18 protein-coding genes are annotated in these 17,261 nt (G+C 70.6%); 9 read left to right on the top strand and 9 right to left on the bottom strand.

Features of this window, described 5'->3' with window-relative positions:
- Positions 1–23 precede the first annotated feature (23 nt).
- The 8 genes from ACN268_RS01810 (at position 24) to ACN268_RS01775 (ending at position 7,430) form a co-directional block, all read left to right on the top strand.
- Complete coding sequence (locus ACN268_RS01810) at positions 24–1,433, top strand: condensation domain-containing protein (RefSeq protein WP_302742557.1); 1,410 nt, start codon at positions 24–26, stop codon at positions 1,431–1,433.
- Positions 1,430–2,314, top strand: a complete 885-nt coding sequence (locus tag ACN268_RS01805) for a diiron oxygenase (protein WP_302742555.1) — start codon at positions 1,430–1,432, stop codon at positions 2,312–2,314. The genes ACN268_RS01810 and ACN268_RS01805 overlap by 4 nt, the downstream gene beginning before the upstream one ends.
- 50 nt (positions 2,315–2,364) lie before the next feature.
- Positions 2,365–3,222 (top strand): aminoacyl--tRNA ligase-related protein, encoded by an 858-nt coding sequence (locus ACN268_RS01800; protein WP_421481390.1) that lies wholly within the window; start codon positions 2,365–2,367, stop codon positions 3,220–3,222.
- Complete coding sequence (locus tag ACN268_RS01795; protein ID WP_368052532.1) at positions 3,206–4,273, top strand: NAD(P)H-dependent flavin oxidoreductase; 1,068 nt, start codon at positions 3,206–3,208, stop codon at positions 4,271–4,273. The genes ACN268_RS01800 and ACN268_RS01795 overlap by 17 nt, the downstream gene beginning before the upstream one ends.
- A gap of 368 nt (positions 4,274–4,641) precedes the next feature.
- Entirely contained in the window at positions 4,642–4,884 is a 243-nt protein-coding gene (locus ACN268_RS01790; protein ID WP_421481389.1) for a hypothetical protein, read from the top strand.
- 125 nt (positions 4,885–5,009) lie between these two features.
- Entirely contained in the window at positions 5,010–6,068 is a 1,059-nt protein-coding gene (locus ACN268_RS01785) for a hypothetical protein (protein ID WP_421481388.1), read from the top strand.
- 50 nt (positions 6,069–6,118) lie between these two features.
- Positions 6,119–6,859, top strand: coding sequence for a class I SAM-dependent methyltransferase (locus ACN268_RS01780; RefSeq protein ID WP_302742548.1), 741 nt, complete (start codon positions 6,119–6,121; stop codon positions 6,857–6,859).
- A 214-nt stretch (positions 6,860–7,073) separates the two neighbouring features.
- Entirely contained in the window at positions 7,074–7,430 is a 357-nt protein-coding gene (locus ACN268_RS01775; RefSeq protein WP_421481387.1) for a hypothetical protein, read from the top strand.
- A gap of 39 nt (positions 7,431–7,469) precedes the next feature.
- Here ACN268_RS01775 and ACN268_RS01770 read toward each other — a convergent pair whose 3' ends face one another.
- Entirely contained in the window at positions 7,470–8,378 is a 909-nt protein-coding gene (locus ACN268_RS01770; protein ID WP_302742545.1) for a hydroxymethylglutaryl-CoA lyase, read from the bottom strand.
- Positions 8,379–8,453: 75 nt separating this feature from the next.
- Between ACN268_RS01770 and ACN268_RS01765 the strand changes: the two genes are divergently transcribed.
- The gene (locus ACN268_RS01765) at positions 8,454–9,110 is read left to right on the top strand and encodes a GntR family transcriptional regulator (RefSeq protein WP_145919069.1); all 657 of its coding nucleotides are present in this window, start codon (positions 8,454–8,456) and stop codon (positions 9,108–9,110) included.
- Between the two features lie 33 nt (positions 9,111–9,143).
- On the opposite strand, the gene ACN268_RS01760 is transcribed toward ACN268_RS01765, so the two are convergent.
- The 8 genes from ACN268_RS01760 to ACN268_RS01725 all read right to left on the bottom strand — a co-directional run bounded on the left by ACN268_RS01760 (position 9,144) and on the right by ACN268_RS01725 (position 17,260).
- On the bottom strand, positions 9,144–10,103 hold the full coding sequence (locus ACN268_RS01760; protein WP_302742544.1) for an ABC transporter ATP-binding protein: 960 nt from the start codon (positions 10,101–10,103) through the stop codon (positions 9,144–9,146).
- A complete protein-coding gene (locus ACN268_RS01755) occupies positions 10,100–11,140 on the bottom strand; it encodes an ABC transporter ATP-binding protein (RefSeq protein ID WP_302742543.1) in 1,041 nt (346 codons plus the stop codon). Before ACN268_RS01755 ends, ACN268_RS01760 begins: the two co-directional genes overlap by 4 nt.
- A complete protein-coding gene (locus ACN268_RS01750) occupies positions 11,137–12,003 on the bottom strand; it encodes an ABC transporter permease (RefSeq protein WP_302742542.1) in 867 nt (288 codons plus the stop codon). Before ACN268_RS01750 ends, ACN268_RS01755 begins: the two co-directional genes overlap by 4 nt.
- Positions 11,996–13,009, bottom strand: coding sequence for an ABC transporter permease (locus ACN268_RS01745; protein WP_302742540.1), 1,014 nt, complete (start codon positions 13,007–13,009; stop codon positions 11,996–11,998). The genes ACN268_RS01750 and ACN268_RS01745 overlap by 8 nt, the downstream gene beginning before the upstream one ends.
- Positions 13,009–13,647 carry an isochorismatase family protein gene (locus ACN268_RS01740; RefSeq protein WP_302742538.1) on the bottom strand — a complete coding sequence of 213 codons (639 nt, stop codon included), beginning with the start codon at positions 13,645–13,647 and terminating at the stop codon, positions 13,009–13,011. Before ACN268_RS01740 ends, ACN268_RS01745 begins: the two co-directional genes overlap by 1 nt.
- A gap of 11 nt (positions 13,648–13,658) precedes the next feature.
- Entirely contained in the window at positions 13,659–14,831 is a 1,173-nt protein-coding gene (locus tag ACN268_RS01735) for a CaiB/BaiF CoA transferase family protein (RefSeq protein WP_302742537.1), read from the bottom strand.
- 190 nt (positions 14,832–15,021) lie between these two features.
- Positions 15,022–16,443: an FAD-dependent oxidoreductase gene (locus ACN268_RS01730; RefSeq protein ID WP_421481386.1), complete on the bottom strand. Its 1,422-nt coding sequence runs from the start codon at positions 16,441–16,443 to the stop codon at positions 15,022–15,024.
- A complete protein-coding gene (locus ACN268_RS01725) occupies positions 16,436–17,260 on the bottom strand; it encodes an alpha/beta fold hydrolase (protein ID WP_302742533.1) in 825 nt (274 codons plus the stop codon). The genes ACN268_RS01730 and ACN268_RS01725 overlap by 8 nt, the downstream gene beginning before the upstream one ends.
- Between the last annotated feature and the right edge of the window lies 1 nt (position 17,261).

Genomic DNA, 17,261 nt, shown 5'->3' with positions numbered 1-17,261 from the left:
TGCCTGACCTGAGGAACCTGGCAATGCAGTACCCCGGCGCCCATTCGTTGACGTTCCAAGGAAAACGATCCGAAACCGCCCCTATGACGTGGGGTCAACGCGCCATCTGGAAGGCCATTCGCTGGCTCGGTGACGATGCTCACTACTTCAACATCCGCCGTATCGCGAAGATCCCGGCCGGTATCTCCACCGAACAGGTCGAGACTGTGCTCAGCGCATTCGTCTCACGTCACGAAGTGCTGCGTACCCGATTTCACGACGAGGGCGACGGGCCCGTCCAGGAGGTCTGGGCCGAGGGCGCGCTGTCCCTGAAGGTGACGGACGCAGCATCCGGCTCCGCCGATGACGTTGCGGTCGAGCTGGCACGGGAGTTGGTGGGCCTGACCTTTCGCCACGCCGAGGAATGGCCCTTCCGATGCGCGCTCGTCCTACAAGACGGACGTCCAGCCGTCGCCGTCCTGGTGTTCTCGCACCTGGCTGTCGATTTCTGGGGCGTACGCGAGCTGGAGCGCGATCTGCAGCAGCTGCTCGACGGCAGCGGGCCGCCGGAACCGCAGTGGCAGCCGCTCGACCAGGCACGCTTTGAGGCGGAGGGTCCTGGTGCCGCCCGCGGTGCGGCCGCAGCGGAGTACTGGCGTCGAACGCTGCACACCGTGCCACCGACGCTGTTTCGTACGGCCACCGGCGAGAGTGGACCCGAGCGCTTCGTCCGGCTGGCGATGGACTCCCCCGCCGTCGCGGTCGCCACGACCGTGCTTGCCGAACGATGCCAGGTCAGCACCGGCACCGTGCTGTTGGCCGCCACGGCGGCCGTACTCGGTGCCTACACCGGGCACGACACCGTGGCGCTGCAGCTCATCGCGGTCAACCGGCATGACGAGCGCAGCCGTCGGCTCGTGGCACCCATGGTGGAGAACGCGCTGTTCGCAATGAACGTCGACGACGACACCTTTGAACAGACGGTACGCCGGACCTTCCTGACCGGAATGAACGCCTACCGTCATGCCCAGTACGACCCGTCGGCCGTCGACGAGATTCTCGACGAGGCGCGCGAACGCAGCCACGGCGCACTCAACCTTGGTTGCTTTTTCAACGACAAACGTATGCACGACCGTTGGGAAAACCTACCGCACACCGATGAGGGCCCGGACGGACTGCGTGCGCTCCTCTGCCGCACCACGGTCACCTTCGTGGGTTCGTGGGAGCGCCAGGACGCCACCTTCTTCCTGCACACCGGATACGCGCCCGACACCTGCCTGCTCTATCTGATGGCCGACACCGAACTGATCCCGCGCCACGACATCGACCTCCTGCTGCGCGCCTTCGAGATTCTCCTGGTCGACAGCGCCACCGGCACTCTCGACCTGGCGGGCTTCCGCTCGACGCGTGCGACGACCAGTACCGAGAAGAAGCTTGGAGAGATCGCCCGATGACCACTAACGCCACCATCTGGGACGACGAGGTCGCCCTCGCCGTCACGCGGCTCACCGCAGCGGCCGAGGACGAGTACTACAACCCCTACCAGACTTTCGAGTGGCCCGAGAGCATCCCCGAGAGCGCGCTGTGGATGAGCGAGGATCTGGTGACGGTGTACGGCACCGCAGCCGCCGCGGAGTTGGACCGCGAGCAGTATCTCGCCCTGTCGAAGTGGGAGAGCATCAACTTCTACAGCCTCAACGTGCATGGGATCCGCGAGCTGATGCAAGAGGTGGTACAGCGGATCCACACCCCCGGTTTCGAAATTCCCACCCCGTTCTTCCATCACTTCCTGGGCGAAGAAAACGAGCACATGTGGTTCTTCGCCGAGTTCTGCCTCCGCTACGGCGGAAAGCTGTTCACCAACCGGTCCATGGCTTTCCCCCAGGAGCAGCACTCCGCTCTGCTGGACAACTTCATCGTGTTCAGCCGGATCCTGATCTTCGAACAGATCGTCGATCACTTCAACAGCAGGATGGCTGCCGACGCCGCCCTCCCGGAGACCATTCGCGCCATCAACCGGGTGCACCACCAGGACGAGTCCCGGCACATCGCCTTCGGTGCTCAACTGGTACGTGCCTTGTGGGTGCGACTGCGTGCGGACGGCGACAACAAGGAGATCGCCGTGGCCCGTCAGTACGTGGGGAAGTACATCGCGAGTTCGCTGCAACAGCTCTACAGCGTGGACGCCTACCGCAACGCGGGAATCCCCGATCCGTTCGCCTTCCGCAGCCGTGTCCTCGCCGACCCTTCCCGCAGCGCCGCCCACGACGCAGTCACGGCCCGTACCGACGCGTTTTACCGTCGGATCGGCCTGTTCGACCAGGCCGCAGCCTGAGCGACTCCGCCGCTCCCTGTCCCGCCCACCTCAACAGGAGCAGGTCACCCATGGCACCGCGCACACCACCCGCCGCCCCGGCCGGAGAACTCACCCTCCTGAACCCCGGCCCCGGCCTGGTCGTCCTCGAACCACAGCGAGCCGCACTCCTGCTCGAACTCGACGCCCTGTTCACCGACATGGCCGACGAACTCGGCGCCTCCCCAGTGGTCGGGCCGCCACTTCTGCCCGCGGAGGGCCTGGCCCGGCTCGACTACTTCCGCAACTTCCCGCACCTCGGCGTGACCGCCGCCCGCTTTCCGGACGGTGCGGTCGAGGCACTGGCGTCCGGGGGCCCGGTGGCGGAGCAGCCGGTTCGACCCACCGGCTACCTGCTGCCGTCGGCCACCTGCTACGGCCTGCTGCTCTCGTTGCAAAGCCAGGACGTCGGCCCGGGACTGAGGCTGACCTCGATCGGCCGCTGCTTCCGCAACGAGGACCACTACGACGGTCTGCGCCGCCTCTGGGGCTTCCATATGCGCGAGATCGTCTACTTCGGCACCGCCGAGGGAGCCCGCGAACACCTGGCCCGCTCGAAGGAACTGCTGGAGACTCTGGCCGGCCGACTCGGCATCGAACTGTCGTACCAGCCCGCGAGCGACCCGTTCTACGACAGGAGCGGCTCGCGGGCCAAACTGATGGCCCTCGACCCCGTCAAGTATGAGTTCGTCGCCTCCGACGGCACCGCCATCGCGTCGGTGAACAGGCACCGCAACTTCTTCGGCGAACGGCTCGGTATCACCAGCGCCGGCGCTGTCGCACACAGCAGCTGCACTGCTTTCGGTGTCGAACGCTGGATGCACGCGATGTTGCAGGCGCACGGCACGCCACAGAAGGCGCTACGGCAGGTCCATGATGTTCGTGGCTGACCTTCCCGATGTTCCGGCTGCGAGGGTGACGGCGGCGGCGGAGCGGGGGGCGCGAGCCCTCGGAGTCGAATTTCCACTCATCCAGGCAGGCATGGGCGGCATCGCCGGACCGGCGCTCGCGGCAGCGGTCAGCGACAGCGGCGCGCTCGGCACCGTCGCCCTCTACAAGAGCAACCCGGAGCAGAGCGCCGCGCTCGTGGTCGACACTGCCGCGCGCACGAGACACACCTTCGCGGTGAACGTGATCCCCGAGGTCGCCGGACGGCTGCTCACCGATCAGGTGGGCGCGCTGCTCGCCAATGCGGACCGGCCACTTCTTCTGAACAGCTACGGCCTGCTCCCCGAGCCGGAGGCGGCACGGGTGCTGGCCGCCGGACACCGCCTGCTGATCCAGGTGGGCACCGCCGCCGACGCCTCGGTCGCGGCCGGACTGGGCGCACACGGCGTGGTGCTCCAGGGCATCGAGGCCGGCGGCCACCACCTCGGGACACTGGGCACACGCGAACTGCTCGCCCAGTACGACCAGGAGCCCGCGGCGTTCGTCGCCGGCGCGATAACCACCGGCACCGACCTGCTCGGTGCCCTCCGGGCCGGTGCGTCCGGCGCGCTGTGCGGCACCGCGTTCGTGGTCACTGCCGAGTCGGCCGCGCACCCCTCCTACAAGGCGGCACTCCTGCAGGCCGGCCCCGAGGACACCGTCGTTACCGACCGCTTCTCGATCGGCTGGCCGGGACGTGCGCACCGGGTGCTGCGCAGCCCCGTCACCGACGCGCCGCAGCCGCTGCCCGCGACGCTGATCGCCTGGACCAGCGTGATGGGTGAACGCCGACCAGTCCCGCGAGGTTCCGCCGCCGCACCCACGGAGGAGGCCGAGGGCCACGTCGAGCAGCTGGCCCGGTACGCGGGCCTCGGGTGCGCCGCACTCCGGACGGTACAGCCGGCCGCAGCCTACGTCGCCGGTTTCCGCGCGGAGTTCACCGCGGCCCTCGCCGCCCTACGCGGAGACGGGACGGCCGCGGCTGTCCCGGTCCCGACCGGGAGGTCGCGATGACCGGATCGCCGCTGCACGCGGCGCTGGAGCAGCCCACCGGCGCACGCCGCGAGTCCTTTCCCGGCCGTGCCGGGACGTCGACCGGGTCCCCATCCCGTGCGTGCGACAACCCGCCGCACCGCACGGCCCACGCGGGCTGGCCAACCATCGCAGCGAACCGGAACAGAGCGCACTGACCACCGTCCGCGGCGGCGCTGCGCCCCGAAGCGGCGTGCCGACGGCCAGCCCTGCGGAGAAGGTCCAGCGGCGTCGACCAGTGGCCACTGACCATCACCCCGGCCCGGGGAAGTGAGCCGCCGCCGCTGGTGACCGAACTCCGGCTCCTCGGATCCGTCATCCCACCGTTCGACAAACAACATGGAGCAGTCGTGAAGCGGATCGCCGAATGGATCCAGACCAAGAACCCCGAACTCGACCGCGAGCCCAGCCCGACGGAGGACCTGATCGAGGCCCGGCTCATCGACTCCCTGGACTTCCTGGAGTTCATCTACCTGCTCGAAGACCTCTCCGGAAGGCCCATCGACCTGCAAGAGGTGAGCGTCGACGATTTCCGCACCCTGGAACGTATCGAGCACCGCTTCCTGCGTCCCGATGCCGGACCCACGTCGTGACTGTCGCCCCGGCGGACCCGGTCGTCAGGTTCGGCAGTTGCGACGCGGAGCACCGGTGGCGGCCGACCGGGTTGGCGCGGCTGCCAGCCCTCCGCGATCCACACGCCGAGCGATTGCTGCGGGGCATGGATGAGCTACAGGCCGTCCTCTGCCGCCCCGATGACGTGCTACTCACTCACTACCAGCCGCCCGCGGCCTTCGGCGAGGTGATGCGCGCCGCAGGTTTCGGTGCACGGCACCTGCCGGTTCCCGGCGATCTGGCGCTCCCCGTCGAGGAGCGCCTGGCTGTCGTCGGCCTGCCGGGATTCACCGGCGCGAGACCCGAACCGTATGCGGTGCTGCCGGGGACGGCCGCTGCGGTCAGAAGCCTCGGACTGGACGCGGCGCTGCCCGACCTGGACGCCGTCCGGCGGGTCAACTCCAAGACCTGGTCGACGCGGCTGGGGTTACCAGGCTCCGGACTGGTTGTCACCTCGCTACAGGAACTGCGCGAGGCGGCGGTCTTGCCGTGCGTGGTCAAAGACCCCTACGGAGTGTCCGGGCAGGGCAATGTCATCCTCGACTCACCCGCGAGACTCGCGTTGGTCGAACGCAGCCTGCGTCGGCGACCTGCGGACATGATCGAGTTGGTGGTCCAGCCGCTGTACGAACGGTCCGACGACTTCGCCGCGCATCTGACGATCGACCCGGAAGGGGAACTGGTGTGGCACGGCGTCCGCCAGATCCTCAACGTCGGTCACTCCTACCGGGGTTCGTCGTCTCCGACGCCGCAGTTGATGCAGCGGCTCGACCGTGCGGAGTACCGCGCATGCGTGGAGGCGGTGGCCCGGGCCGCAGCGGCGGAGGGCTACCGCGGGCCGTTGTCCGTCGACTCGATGACCACCGCGTCGGGGGAGTTGGTCCCGGTGCTGGAGGTCAACGCCCGCCTCTCGCCCGGGATGATCGCCCAGCAGTTGGGCGTGCGGTTGCGTCTGGCGTTCGTCCGGATCGGCGGCGACGACTACTTCGAGCGACTGGTCCACCTGCTGGACGATGCGGGACGGCTCGCGACCAGTGGCCGTGACGGCATCCTTCCGCTGGCGGCCAGCACACTGGTTCCTCCTCGCGGTTGGCTCTTCTACGCTGTCTTCGGCGAGGCAGACGCGGAACTCGGGAAGATCACCGAGAGACTGTCCGGGCATTGAACGACACCTGTAGGCAGCACCTCGTTGTGGAGCGCAGAGAGCAGACGGGCATGGCTGAAACACGCTACGACAGCCAGGCAGCCGCCGACTATCAGGCGGCTCGGGAGGTCCCACGGGAGGGCCTGGAGGCATGGCGTTCCGCAGTGTCCGCAGCGGCGGGTCTCGCACCTGGCATGACGGTGCTCGACGTGGGTGCGGGGACCGGAGCGTTCGCGAGCACATTCCACGCCTGGTTTGGAGTCCGGGTGCTGGCCGTCGAGCCGGCCGCAGCGATGCGGGCGCTGATTCCTGCGTCTGAGGAGATCCGGGCGCTCGACGGAAGGGCGGAGTCGCTGCCGGTCCCGGACGGCTGCGCGGACGCGGCATGGCTCGGCTCCGTGATCCACCATCTGGACGATCTGGAGGCATCGGCCCGCGAACTACGCCGGGCACTCAAACCAGGCGCTCCGGTGCTCATTCGCAACTCCTTCCCCGGCCGCTGCGACCGGGACCTGCGGGTGCGGTTCTTCCCCGAGACAGCGGAGCTGGTCGACACCTACCCCACCGTCGACCGGGTCTGCGCGGCCTTCGCCACGGCAGGCTTCGCCCAGGTCTCGCTCCGCCCGCTGCCGCAACGCAGCGCACCCACCCTGACCGCCTACGCCGACGGGCTCCGCCGCGCTGCGGACTCCAAGCTCCGCGCCCTCCCCGACGACGTCTACGCCCGCGGCCTCGCCCGACTCCGTGCCGCCGCCGAGGCTGACCCCACCGAACCTGCCACCAGTTGGATGGACCTCCTCGTCCTGGCCTGACCTCGTCGCCGGCCGGGAGACCCACGCCGCCGGCTCGGTACTGCTGCAGGACGCGGCGACCTACGGCTGTGACGGGGTGCCTCCCGCGCCGTTCCTGTCGTGGACCCCCGACCGGCGACATCGGGCGGTGGGCGGAGAGTTCTGTGCGGGTCCAGAGACGTACGACGATCCTGTTCGACGGGACCACGGCCGGGTCGGCAGCGCGCCGGTCAGGATGCGCAATCGATGGCGGTGGGGGTCGCCCCGCAGCCCGGGTGGCCTGACCGACACCATGGACGGTCATCGACTCGCCGTGTCCCGGCTCCTGCCGCCAACCGGGCTGCCCCGCGCGATCGCGTACCAGATCGTCATGGTGGCCGTCGGCAGTGGCACGTTCCTCAGCGGCGGCGTCGTGTTCTTCACCGAGGTGCCCCGGCCTCACCTGGTGCAGATCGGGACCGGCCCCTCGATCGCCGGGGTGGTCACCTCGCTGCCGCTGGACATGGTGGCCGACCGGCCCGGCGGGCAGTGGTCCTGGGCGGTCGGCTCGCTGTGCGCCACGGTGACGCCTGCCGCCAACACCCGCCTGTGACGCCCTTCGCCCCAACGCCCTGGTCGGCGCTCACACCGGTCAGCTCTGCGGGGGCGGTCCCGGGAACCAGCCGGCCCGACCAAGCGCACCCGGCAGGCTGGTCTTGCCGAGCTGAGCACCGATCCATGCCGCCGTCTCGGTGACACCGCGGGGGTCGAGACCGGTCGAGTGCCCGGAGCGGTCCAGCGCGTAGAGCAGGTCCTCGGTCGCGACGTTGCCGGTCGCAGCGGGGGCGAACGGGCAGCCGCCGATGCCTCCGACGCTCGCGTCGAGCACGGTGACACCGGCCTCGACCGCCGCGAGGGCGTTGGCGATGCCGGTGTTGCGGGTGTCGTGGAAGTGGGCGCGCAGCGGCACGCCCGGAGCCGCCGTGATCGCCGCCGCGACCAGTTCCCGAACCTGCACGGGTACCCCCACCCCGATCGTGTCGGCCAACGCGATCTCGTCGGGTCCGCTGGCGGCGAGCCGGCGGACGAGGTCACCGATGGCTGCCGGGGCGACATCTCCCTCGAAGGGGCAGCCGAACGCGGCGGCCACCGTCACGCTGGCCCGTAGGCCGGCCGTGTGGGCGGCCTCGGCGATGTCGGACCAGGCCCGGACCATCGCGTCGACGGAGGTGCCCTGGTTGCGTCGGCTGAAGGTCTCCGTCGCCACGACGACGCAGTTGACCTCGTCGACCCCGGTTGCCAGCGCCCGGTCCAGCCCACGCCGGTTGAGCACCAGGCCGATGTACGACACGTCGCTGCGCCGGGGCACCCCGGCCATGACGGCTTCCGCGTCGGCCATCTGGGGTACCCGGTCCGGCCGGACGAACGACACCGCCTCGACACGTCGGGCGCCGGCGTCGACGCACCGCCGGATCAACTCGATCTTGCTCGACGTCGGCAGGATCTCGGACTCGTTCTGCAGGCCGTCCCGAGGGGACACCTCCACCACGTTCACCATCATGTGTATACAATCTCAGGCCGTCGGGGTAGGCGGCAAGGAGAACTGCCGCACACCGCTCACATCACGGAGGCACGAGTGACGAATGCCGCAGAGGATGCCTACGAGGCATTGCGGGGGGCGATTCTCAGTGGCGCGATCCGCCCTCGGGAACGGCTCGGCGAGGTGGAGTTGTCCCGGCAGTTCGGGGTGAGCAGGACCCCGATCCGTGAGGCCCTGCGCCGGCTCACCGCAGAGGGTCTCGTCGTCTTCCAGCCCAATCGGGGGGCCCGGGTCGCCGAGTGGTCGCTCAGCGACCTCCAGGAGACCTACGAGATCCGGGCCCGGCTGGAGAGCTACGGCGCCGCCCTCGCCGCCCAGCGCATCGACCCCGAGCACCTGCCACGGCTGAGCCTGCTCTGTGACCAGATGGAACAGCGGGCGCAACGGATGAGCCCGCAGGACCTGGACGAGATCGCCACCCTCAACTCCGAACTGCACGCCATCGTCATCGGCGCCGCCGCCAGCCAGCGGCTCACCTCGTTGCTGTCAGCGGTCGTGGAGGTGCCGCTGATCGTCCGGGCCTTCCGCCTCTACACCCCGGACGCGCTGGCCCGCAGCATGGCGCACCACCGCGACCTCGTCGCGGCGTTGAAGGCCCGCGACGCCGAGTGGGCGTCGAGCACGATGCGGGCCCACGTCCTGGCTGCGCGCCGGGTCCTGCTGGACGCCATGGTGAACAGTCCCGATCTCTGAGCGGGGCGACCGGCCCGCGCCGGGGAGCAACCGTCAGCTCCCCGGCGCGCCCGGCTTGATGCAGGCCACCTCGCGGCCGACGTCGATCGGGGTCAGCCTGACCTCAGTCTGTACACAACGGTCCTCACCTACCGGACACCGTCCGTACAGCACGCAGCCCTGCACGAGCTGGGTCGGGCTCAGCGGGTCACCGACCAGTCGGGCCGGCGGCAGCTCCTGGTCGGGGTCGACGGGCAGCGCCGCGGCCAGCAGCGCCCGGGTGTACGGGTGCTGGGGGTCGGCGAACACCCGCTCGGAGGGGCCGGTCTCCACGACCCGTCCCCGGTACATCACGGCGATCCGGTCGCTGACGTACCGGACCGTGTGGATGTCGTGGGAGATGAACAGGTAACCCATGCCCAGCTCCGCCTGCAGGTCGGCGAGGAGTTGCAGGATCTGGGCGCGCACCGAGAGGTCGAGCGAGGAGGTGGGCTCGTCCAGCACGATCAGGGACGGTTCGGTCACGATGGCCCGCGCGATGCCCACCCGCTGCTGCTGTCCACCGCTGAGTTCGCCGGGGTACCGCCGGGCCATGTCCGGCGAGAGGCCGACCTGTTCGATCACCCGGGCGACCCGGTCACGACGCTCCTGCACCGGGGTCCTGGGCCGGTGGATGGCGAGGGGCTCACCGACGATGTCGCCCACCCGCATGCGGGGGTTCAGCGACTCGAACGGCTCCTGGAAGATGATCTGGAGCCTCGCGCGCATCTTCCGCAGTTCGGCGGCGGGCAGCGCCAGCACGTCGGTGCCCTCGAAGTGGACCTGCCCCCGGGTCGGTTCGATCAGCCGCAGTGCCAGCCGGCCCAGCGTCGACTTGCCGGATCCGCTCTCCCCGATGATCGCGAGGGTCTCCCCGGCGTCCACCGTCAACGACACCTCGTCGAGCGCGTAGACCGTGGTGGCGCCGCCCAGATGGAACTCCTTGCTGACCTTCGCCAACTCCAGCAGGCTCACCGTACGGCCTCCTTCTCCTGCGGCAGGTGGCAGCGGTACGTGTGACCGGACGCCGTCGTGACCGGCTCGGGGACCACCCGGGTGCACGGCTCGAAGGCGTGCGGGCAGCGTGCCTGGAAGGGGCACCCGGCCGGGTAGTCGACCAGGTCCGGCAGCCGCCCGGTGAGGTGCACCAAGGGCTGGCCCGGTCGGGGAATGGCCCGGATCAGCGCCCGGGTGTACGGGTGGCCGGGCGTGCCCAGCACCTCCCGGACGGTGCCGTGCTCGATCACCTGGCCGGCGTACATCACCACCACCCGGTCGCAGTACTGGGCGACCACGCCGAGATCGTGGGTGACCAACAGCATGGAACGCTCGTGTTCCTTCACCATCGCGCGGATCAGGTCCAGGATCTGCCGCTGCACGGTCAGGTCGAGGCCGGTGGTCGGCTCGTCGGCGATGACGAAGGTCGGGTTGAGCAACATGGCCATGGCGATGACGACCCGCTGGGCCATGCCGCCGCTGAGCTGGTGGGCGTATCCGTCGAGCACCCGGTCCGGGCCGGCGATGCCGACGTCGGCCAGCGCGGCGCGGGCCCGGTCGTGGGCCTCGCCCTCGGACCTGACGCCGTGCGCCGCCATGATCTTGGCGAACTGCCGCCGGATCCGCATCACCGGGTTGAGGGCGCTGAACGGGTTCTGCGCGATGAAGCCGATCTCCTTGCCCCGCAGCCGGCGTAACTCGGCGCCGCTGAGTGCGAGCAGGTCGACGCCGTTGAAGCGGGCGGTGCCGTCGACCACCCGCCCCGGCGGGCGCACCAGTCCGAGGATCGACCGGATGGTCACCGACTTGCCGCACCCGCTCTCGCCCACCACACCGACGATCTCCGCCCGGTCGACGTGGAAGTCGACGCCGTTGACCGCGTGCACCAGGCCGGCCGGGGTGTCGAACCGGGTGGTCAGCCCGCTCACCTCCAGCAGGTGGCGACCCCCGGGGTGGTCGGGGTCCGGCGCGGCGGGCCGGGTACGCGACCGGCGCAGTGCGTGCAGGGCGCTCATCGTTGCCTCGCCCGGCCGAACGAGTCCTGCAACTCGTCGCTGATGGCGTTGAAGCACAGCACGGTCAGGAAGATGGCCAGTCCCGGGAACACCGAGACCCACCACTGGCCGGTGGTCATGTTCTGCGCTCCTGTCTGGATCATGGCACCCCAACTGGCGTCGGCAGCGTTGATGCCGATGCCCAGGAAGGAGAGCGAGGCGATCACCACGATCGAGTGCGCCACCGCCAGGGACGCCTGGGCGAGGATGATGCCGGTCATGTTCGGCAGGACGTGCCGGAACATGACCCGGGGCCCGCTCGCGCCGATGGCGTGCGCCGCCTCGATGTAGCGGCTCTCCCGGATGGTGAGGCCCTCGCTGCGGACCAGTCGGACGAACCGGGGGACGTTGATGATGGCGATGGCGACCACGACGTTCTCGATGTTGTTGCCCATCAGCGCGACCAGGGCGATGGCCAGGATCAGCAGCGGGAAGGCCTGGAACACGTCGAGCGCGCGGACGACGCGCTCACCCCAGGGGCCCCGGTGCAGGGCGGCCAGGCCGAGCAGGACGCCGATCACCAGGGAGATCAGCATGCCGGCGAGGGCCAGCGGGATGTCCACGCCCGCCGAGGCGACGAGCCGGCTGAACACGTCGAGGCCGAACTTGTCGGTGCCCATCCAGTGCTCGCCGTCGGGTGCCGCGAGGGTCTCGGGCACCGGCACGGCCGGGTCGTGGGGCAGCGGCGCGACGTAGGCGGCCGCCAGCATGGCGGTCAGGATGCCGGAGGGTATCCACAGCCGTAGTCGCCGGCCGCTCCTGCGCCGTCGCGCCGTCGCCGGTGCGACGACCGTGGTGGGGTCTGCGGTCAGGGTCTCAGTCATAACGCACCCTCGGATCGAGCGCCGCGACCAGGATGTCCAGTGCGGTGAAGGCCAGCAGGGTCCCGAGGCCGGCGGCCAGGATGAAGCCCTGCACGGCCGGCATGTCGAGCTGGAGGATGGAGTCGATCGCCCACTCCCCGAAGCCGCCCCACGAGAAGATGGTCTCGATGATGGCCGCGCCGCCGAGCAGCGCGGCGAGCAGGATGCCGCCGTAGGTCAGGATCGGGGTCCGCGCCTGGCGGAAGGCGTAGGCGAGGACGGTCCGCTCGGACAGGCCGCAGGCCCGCGCGAACTCGACCTGTTTGGACTCCAGCGCCGGCACCAGTGAGGCGTACGTGCTGCGGGCGAAGTACGCCGAGTAGTAGATCCCGAGTGTGAGCACCGGCAGCATCGAGTGCGCCAGCGCCGACCGGAAGATCGCCATGTCGCCGGCGAGCAGCGAGTCGAGCAGCAGGGCCCCGGTCACGGTCGGCGGTGGTTCGTCCATCAGGCCGAGCCGGCCCACCGGTGCCGGTGCCCACCCGGCCAGGTAGAAGCAGAGGTAGATGAGCAGCAGGGCCAGGAAGAAGTCGGGGATCGACTGGAACGTGGTGATGACGAACCGGGAGGTCCGGTCGGCCATGGTGCCCTTGTAGTAGGCGCCCAGCGTGCCGAGCCCCACGCCGAGGAGCGCGGCGACGGTCAGGGAGAGCAGGACCAGTTCGAGCGTGGCCGGGGCGAACCGCAGGATCTCCGAGAGGATCGGCCGGTCGGTGTAGTACGACGAACCGAGGTCGCCCCGGAGCAGGCCGCCGAGGTAGTCGACGAACCGCTCCCACATCGGCCGGTCCAGGCCGAGCCGCCGCTCGATCTCGGCCAGTTCCTCCGGTGAGGCGGCCGGCCCGGCGATGACCCCGACCGGATTGCCCGGCAGCGCGTTGACCAGTAGGAACGCCAGCGCGATGACGGAGAGCAGCCCCAGCGGCAGGAACAGCACCCGCCGTCGCGCGTAGCCGAGGACCCGCATCACACACCTCCGGGCGAGCCGAGCAGCAGCGTCGCCTCGTCGAGGTCGACGATGTCGGCGTACTTCGCGCCGAGGTCGAACAACGCGGCCTGGTGCGGGCGTGGGTCCCGGTCCAGGCACGCGTCGGCGACGACGAGCGGGACGAACCCGTGCTGCAACGCGTCCACCACGCTGGCCCGTACGCAGCCGCTGGTCGAGCAGCCGCCGATGAGCAGGGCGTCGACCCCGAGCACCCGCAGGGTGCTGGCCAGGCTGGTGCCGAAGAACGCGCTGGCGTACTGCTTGGTCACGACCGTCTCGCCGGTGGCCGGGGCCAGTCGGGGCGGCGCGGCGGCGAATGCGCCGCCGCGCTCGAAGACCCTCAGTGCGGGCACCTTCCGCACGAACAGGCCGCCGTCCTGACTGCCGGGGGCGAGTTCGACGCGGGTGTGGATCACGGGTACGCCGGTGCGCCGGGCGGTGTCCAGGAGGGTGGCGCAGGCCCGCAGGGCCGGCGGGTCCTGGTCGCCGGCGAACAGCGGCGACGCCGGGTCGAGGTAGGCCTGCACGAAGTCGACCAGGAGTAGTGCCCGGCGTAATCCGCGGCCGAGGTCCGCGCCGAAGCCGGCCCTGCGGTAGTCCACCTGAAGGTCATTCACCGTGTCCGCCTCTAGATCACGCCGCTGGTGCGCAGCTCGTCGATCTCCGCCGTCGTCAGGCCGACGACGGCGGCCAGGATCTCGTCGGTGTGCTCGCCGAGCTGCGGCCCGGTCCACTTGACCCGCCCCGGGGTGGTCGACAGCCGCGGTACGACGTTCTGCATGGGGAACTCGCCGAACTCGGGGTGCGCGACCCGGATGATCGCCTCGCGGGCGGCGAAGTGTTCGTCGCGTAGCATCTCCGGGGCCCGGTAGACCCGGCCCACCGGCACGTCGTGCGTCACCATCACCGCCATCAGCTGCTCGGTGTCGTGCTGCTCAGACCATTTCGCGATGATGCCGTCCAGCTCGGCCTGGTGGTGGCCCCGGGCGGCGTGGGTGGCGAAGCGCGGGTCGGTGCCCAGCTCCGTCATCTCCATGGCCGTCGCCAGCCGCCGGAACACGGTGTCCTGGTTGGCGGCGATGAGCACCAGCCCGTCGTCGCGGGTCGGATAGACGTTGGAGGGGGCGATGTTGGGCAGGATGGCACCGGTGCGCTCACGTACGTGACCGGCCAGGGCGTACTCGGGAAGCAGCGACTCCATCATCGCCAGCACCGCCTCGTAGATGGCGGAGTCGACGACCTGACCGTGGCCGGTCCGGTCACGCACCCGCAGCGCCAGCAGCGCGCCCAGCGCGGCGAAGGTGCCGGCCAGCGAGTCGCCGAGGCTGATGCCGACCCGGCTCGGTGGGGTGCGGGGGTCGCCGACGACGTACCGCAGGCCACCCATCGCCTCTCCGACCGAGCCGTAGCCGGGTCGCGCGGAGTAGGGGCCGTCCTGCCCGAAGCCGGAGACCTGGACCATGACCAGGCCGGGATTGTCCGCCGAGAGCTGCTCGTAGCCGAGTCCCCAGCGCTGCATCGTGCCGGGGCGGAAGTTCTCGACCACCACGTCGCACCGGGCGATCAACCGCCGGGCGACGGCCTGCCCCTCGGGTGTCCGCAGGTCGACGGTGACCGACTTCTTGTTGCGCGCCACGATCGGCCACCAGAGCGACTTGCCGTGCGGCTTCTCCTGACCCCAGTCGCGCATCGGGTCGCCCTGGCGCGGTGGCTCGCACTTGATCACTTCGGCACCGAAGTCGGCTAGCAGCTGGCCGCAGAAGGGGCCGGCGAGCAGGGAGCCGAACTCGACCACGCGCACGCCGTGAAGCGGTCCGTCGGGGTGCAAATCGCTGGACATGAACACCTCTCATAGCAACCGCCGAGTGGTTGTTGTATACAACAACTCAATCCCACTCGCTGTCAACAACGGTTTTTCCTAGTCGTGAACACAAGGGGGTACACAGTCGGACATTCGTGCATACAGAACAGTCGGGATCAGCCTGCGGCGATCACGACCTCCCGCCCAGTCGCCGGCCGAGCAGTCGCCCGAACGCCAGCGCCGGGGTCACCGCCATCCCGCCACAGAACGCGGCCCCGCTGGTGGCCCCCATCCCGAGGGCCTCCCCGACGGCGAACAACCCGGGCACCACACCGCCACCGGCCCGCCGGACCCGCAGGCCGGTGTCGACGTCCAACCCGCCGAAGCTGCACAGCAGCGCGGCCACCGACCGCACCGCGTAGAAGGGCGGTCGGCCGATCCGGTGGTCGAGGGCCCGCCGCCCCCACGGATCCTCGCCCCGGTCGACCGCCAGGTTGTACTCCCGCACCGTGCGCGTCAGCCCCTCCGGGTCGATCCCCGCCCGGCGGGCGAGACCCACGAGGTCGTCGGCGACCCAGGCGGTGTCCCCCGAGGCCGCCTCGGCCCGAAACCGCTCGGCGTCCCACGCGGGCACCAACGGCGCGCCCGCCACCACGCCGGCCTCGTCGCCGACGATCCAGAACTCGGCCCCGCGCTGCTCCTGCACGGCCCGCTCGTGGCGCGTGACGTCGTCGAGGTCCTCGGCGACGAACCGTTCCCCGGCCGCGTTCACCCATATCTCCCGGGGTGGACGCTCCGCCGGCGCGAGGCTCGCCAGCTCCGACCAGAAGTCCACCCGACCCGGCTGCGAGCGGCGTTCGAGCAGGCCGAGGCGGGGAGTGTGCAGGTCACCGAAGCGAACCTGGGCCCCCAGCGGCACCGCCATGTCGATCGCGGCACCCGTCGAGGTCGGGACCGCGTTGGTCACCAGGCGTGGTCCGCCCGGCGTCAGCGCGGCGAACAGGCCGGGATTGGCCCCGTAGCCGCCCGAGGCGAGGACCGTGACGCCCGCGCGCAGTTCCCGGGGCCCCTCGGGGGTGCGCACGACGGCACCGGTGACCGCCCCGCCCTCGCTGGTCAGGCATTCGGCGCGGCAACGCAGCCGCAGCCGGATCGTCCCCCGGGCGACCTGCTCGTCGAGCATGGGCCGCAGCGTCTCGCGGATCGACCGCCCGTGCCCGACCCCCCAGTACGTCCGGGGCCGGGAGTACGGCGAGTGCCCGTGGTAGACCACCGGCGTGCCGGGGGCGAACGGGAAGCCGTTGTCGTCCAACCAGTCGACGACCCCGGCGGCCTCGTCGACGGCGAGCCGGATGAGGGCAAGGTCGCCCTGCTGGTGTCCGATGCGCAGCACGTCGGCGTAGTGCCGGTCCGGGTCGTCGTCGATGCCCGCCCGCCGCTGCCGGCGGGTACCCGCAGCGCTCAGGTGCCCCGCCGACACCCGCAGCGTGCCGCCGATGTCGGCGTCCGCCTCGATCAGTTCGACCCGCAGCCCGGCCCGGGCGGCCTCGACCGCGCAGGGCAGGCCGGCGGTGCCGGCCCCGATGACCAGCACGTCGGCGTCCTCAGCCACGATGCCCCTCCGGGATCCCCGACGGCCGCCGGGGCGCTGGCCCCGGGCCGGTGACGAAGGACGACACCACCGAGGCGAACTCCTCCGGCACCCGCCACGGCAGCTGACCGGTGGTGTCGGTGAGCCGGACGGCCTTCGCGTCGGGACGGATCGTCAGCGCGAGCGCGTCGCAGTGGGCGAGCATGTCCCGTCCGGCGGTCAGCAGCAGCACCGGGCAGGGCAGGGTCCGCAACGGCTCCACCGGGTCGTACCCGAAGGCGGCCCGGTACGACCAGTTGTACCGGTCGAAGACCGACGCGATGTTCGCCACGGCGAGGTTGACCAGTTCCGGGGGACGTTCCCACAGCTGCGCGTACCGCGTCCAGAGGTGCCTCAGGTGACCACCGTCCGGATCGATCGGCCTGTCCGGTGCCCAGGAGGCACCCAGCTCCTCCCGTTCGGCCCGGTCGAGGACGAGTCCGGACAGGACCGCGTGGGTGACCCGACCGGGCGCCGCGAGGTGGGCGACCGCCAGAGCCAGGGAGGCGCCGGTGTGCTGACCGACGACGGCGAACGTCTCGATGCCCAACGAGTCGATCGCCCGCAGCAGCAGACGGGCGTAGCCGGGGATGTCCAGGGGGTGCGGGGGCGGGTCGGAGAGCCCGTAGCCGGGGGTGTCGAAGGCGTGGGCGCGCAGCGACCGACCGAGGGCGGGCATGGCCGGGGCGAAGACGTTGGAGGCCTGCGGCGACTCGTGGAACAGCACCACCGCGGGCCCCTGGACGCCGCTGGCCCGGTAGTGGATCTGCGCACCCTCCGGGCCGACGTATCCGCGCATG

It is taken from the genome of Micromonospora sp. WMMD735, from assembly GCF_049178995.1.
Lineage (GTDB): Bacteria > Actinomycetota > Actinomycetes > Mycobacteriales > Micromonosporaceae > Micromonospora > Micromonospora wenchangensis.
The sequence above is the reverse complement of the archived record's forward strand: the minus strand, read 5'-3'. Positions and strand labels throughout refer to the sequence as shown.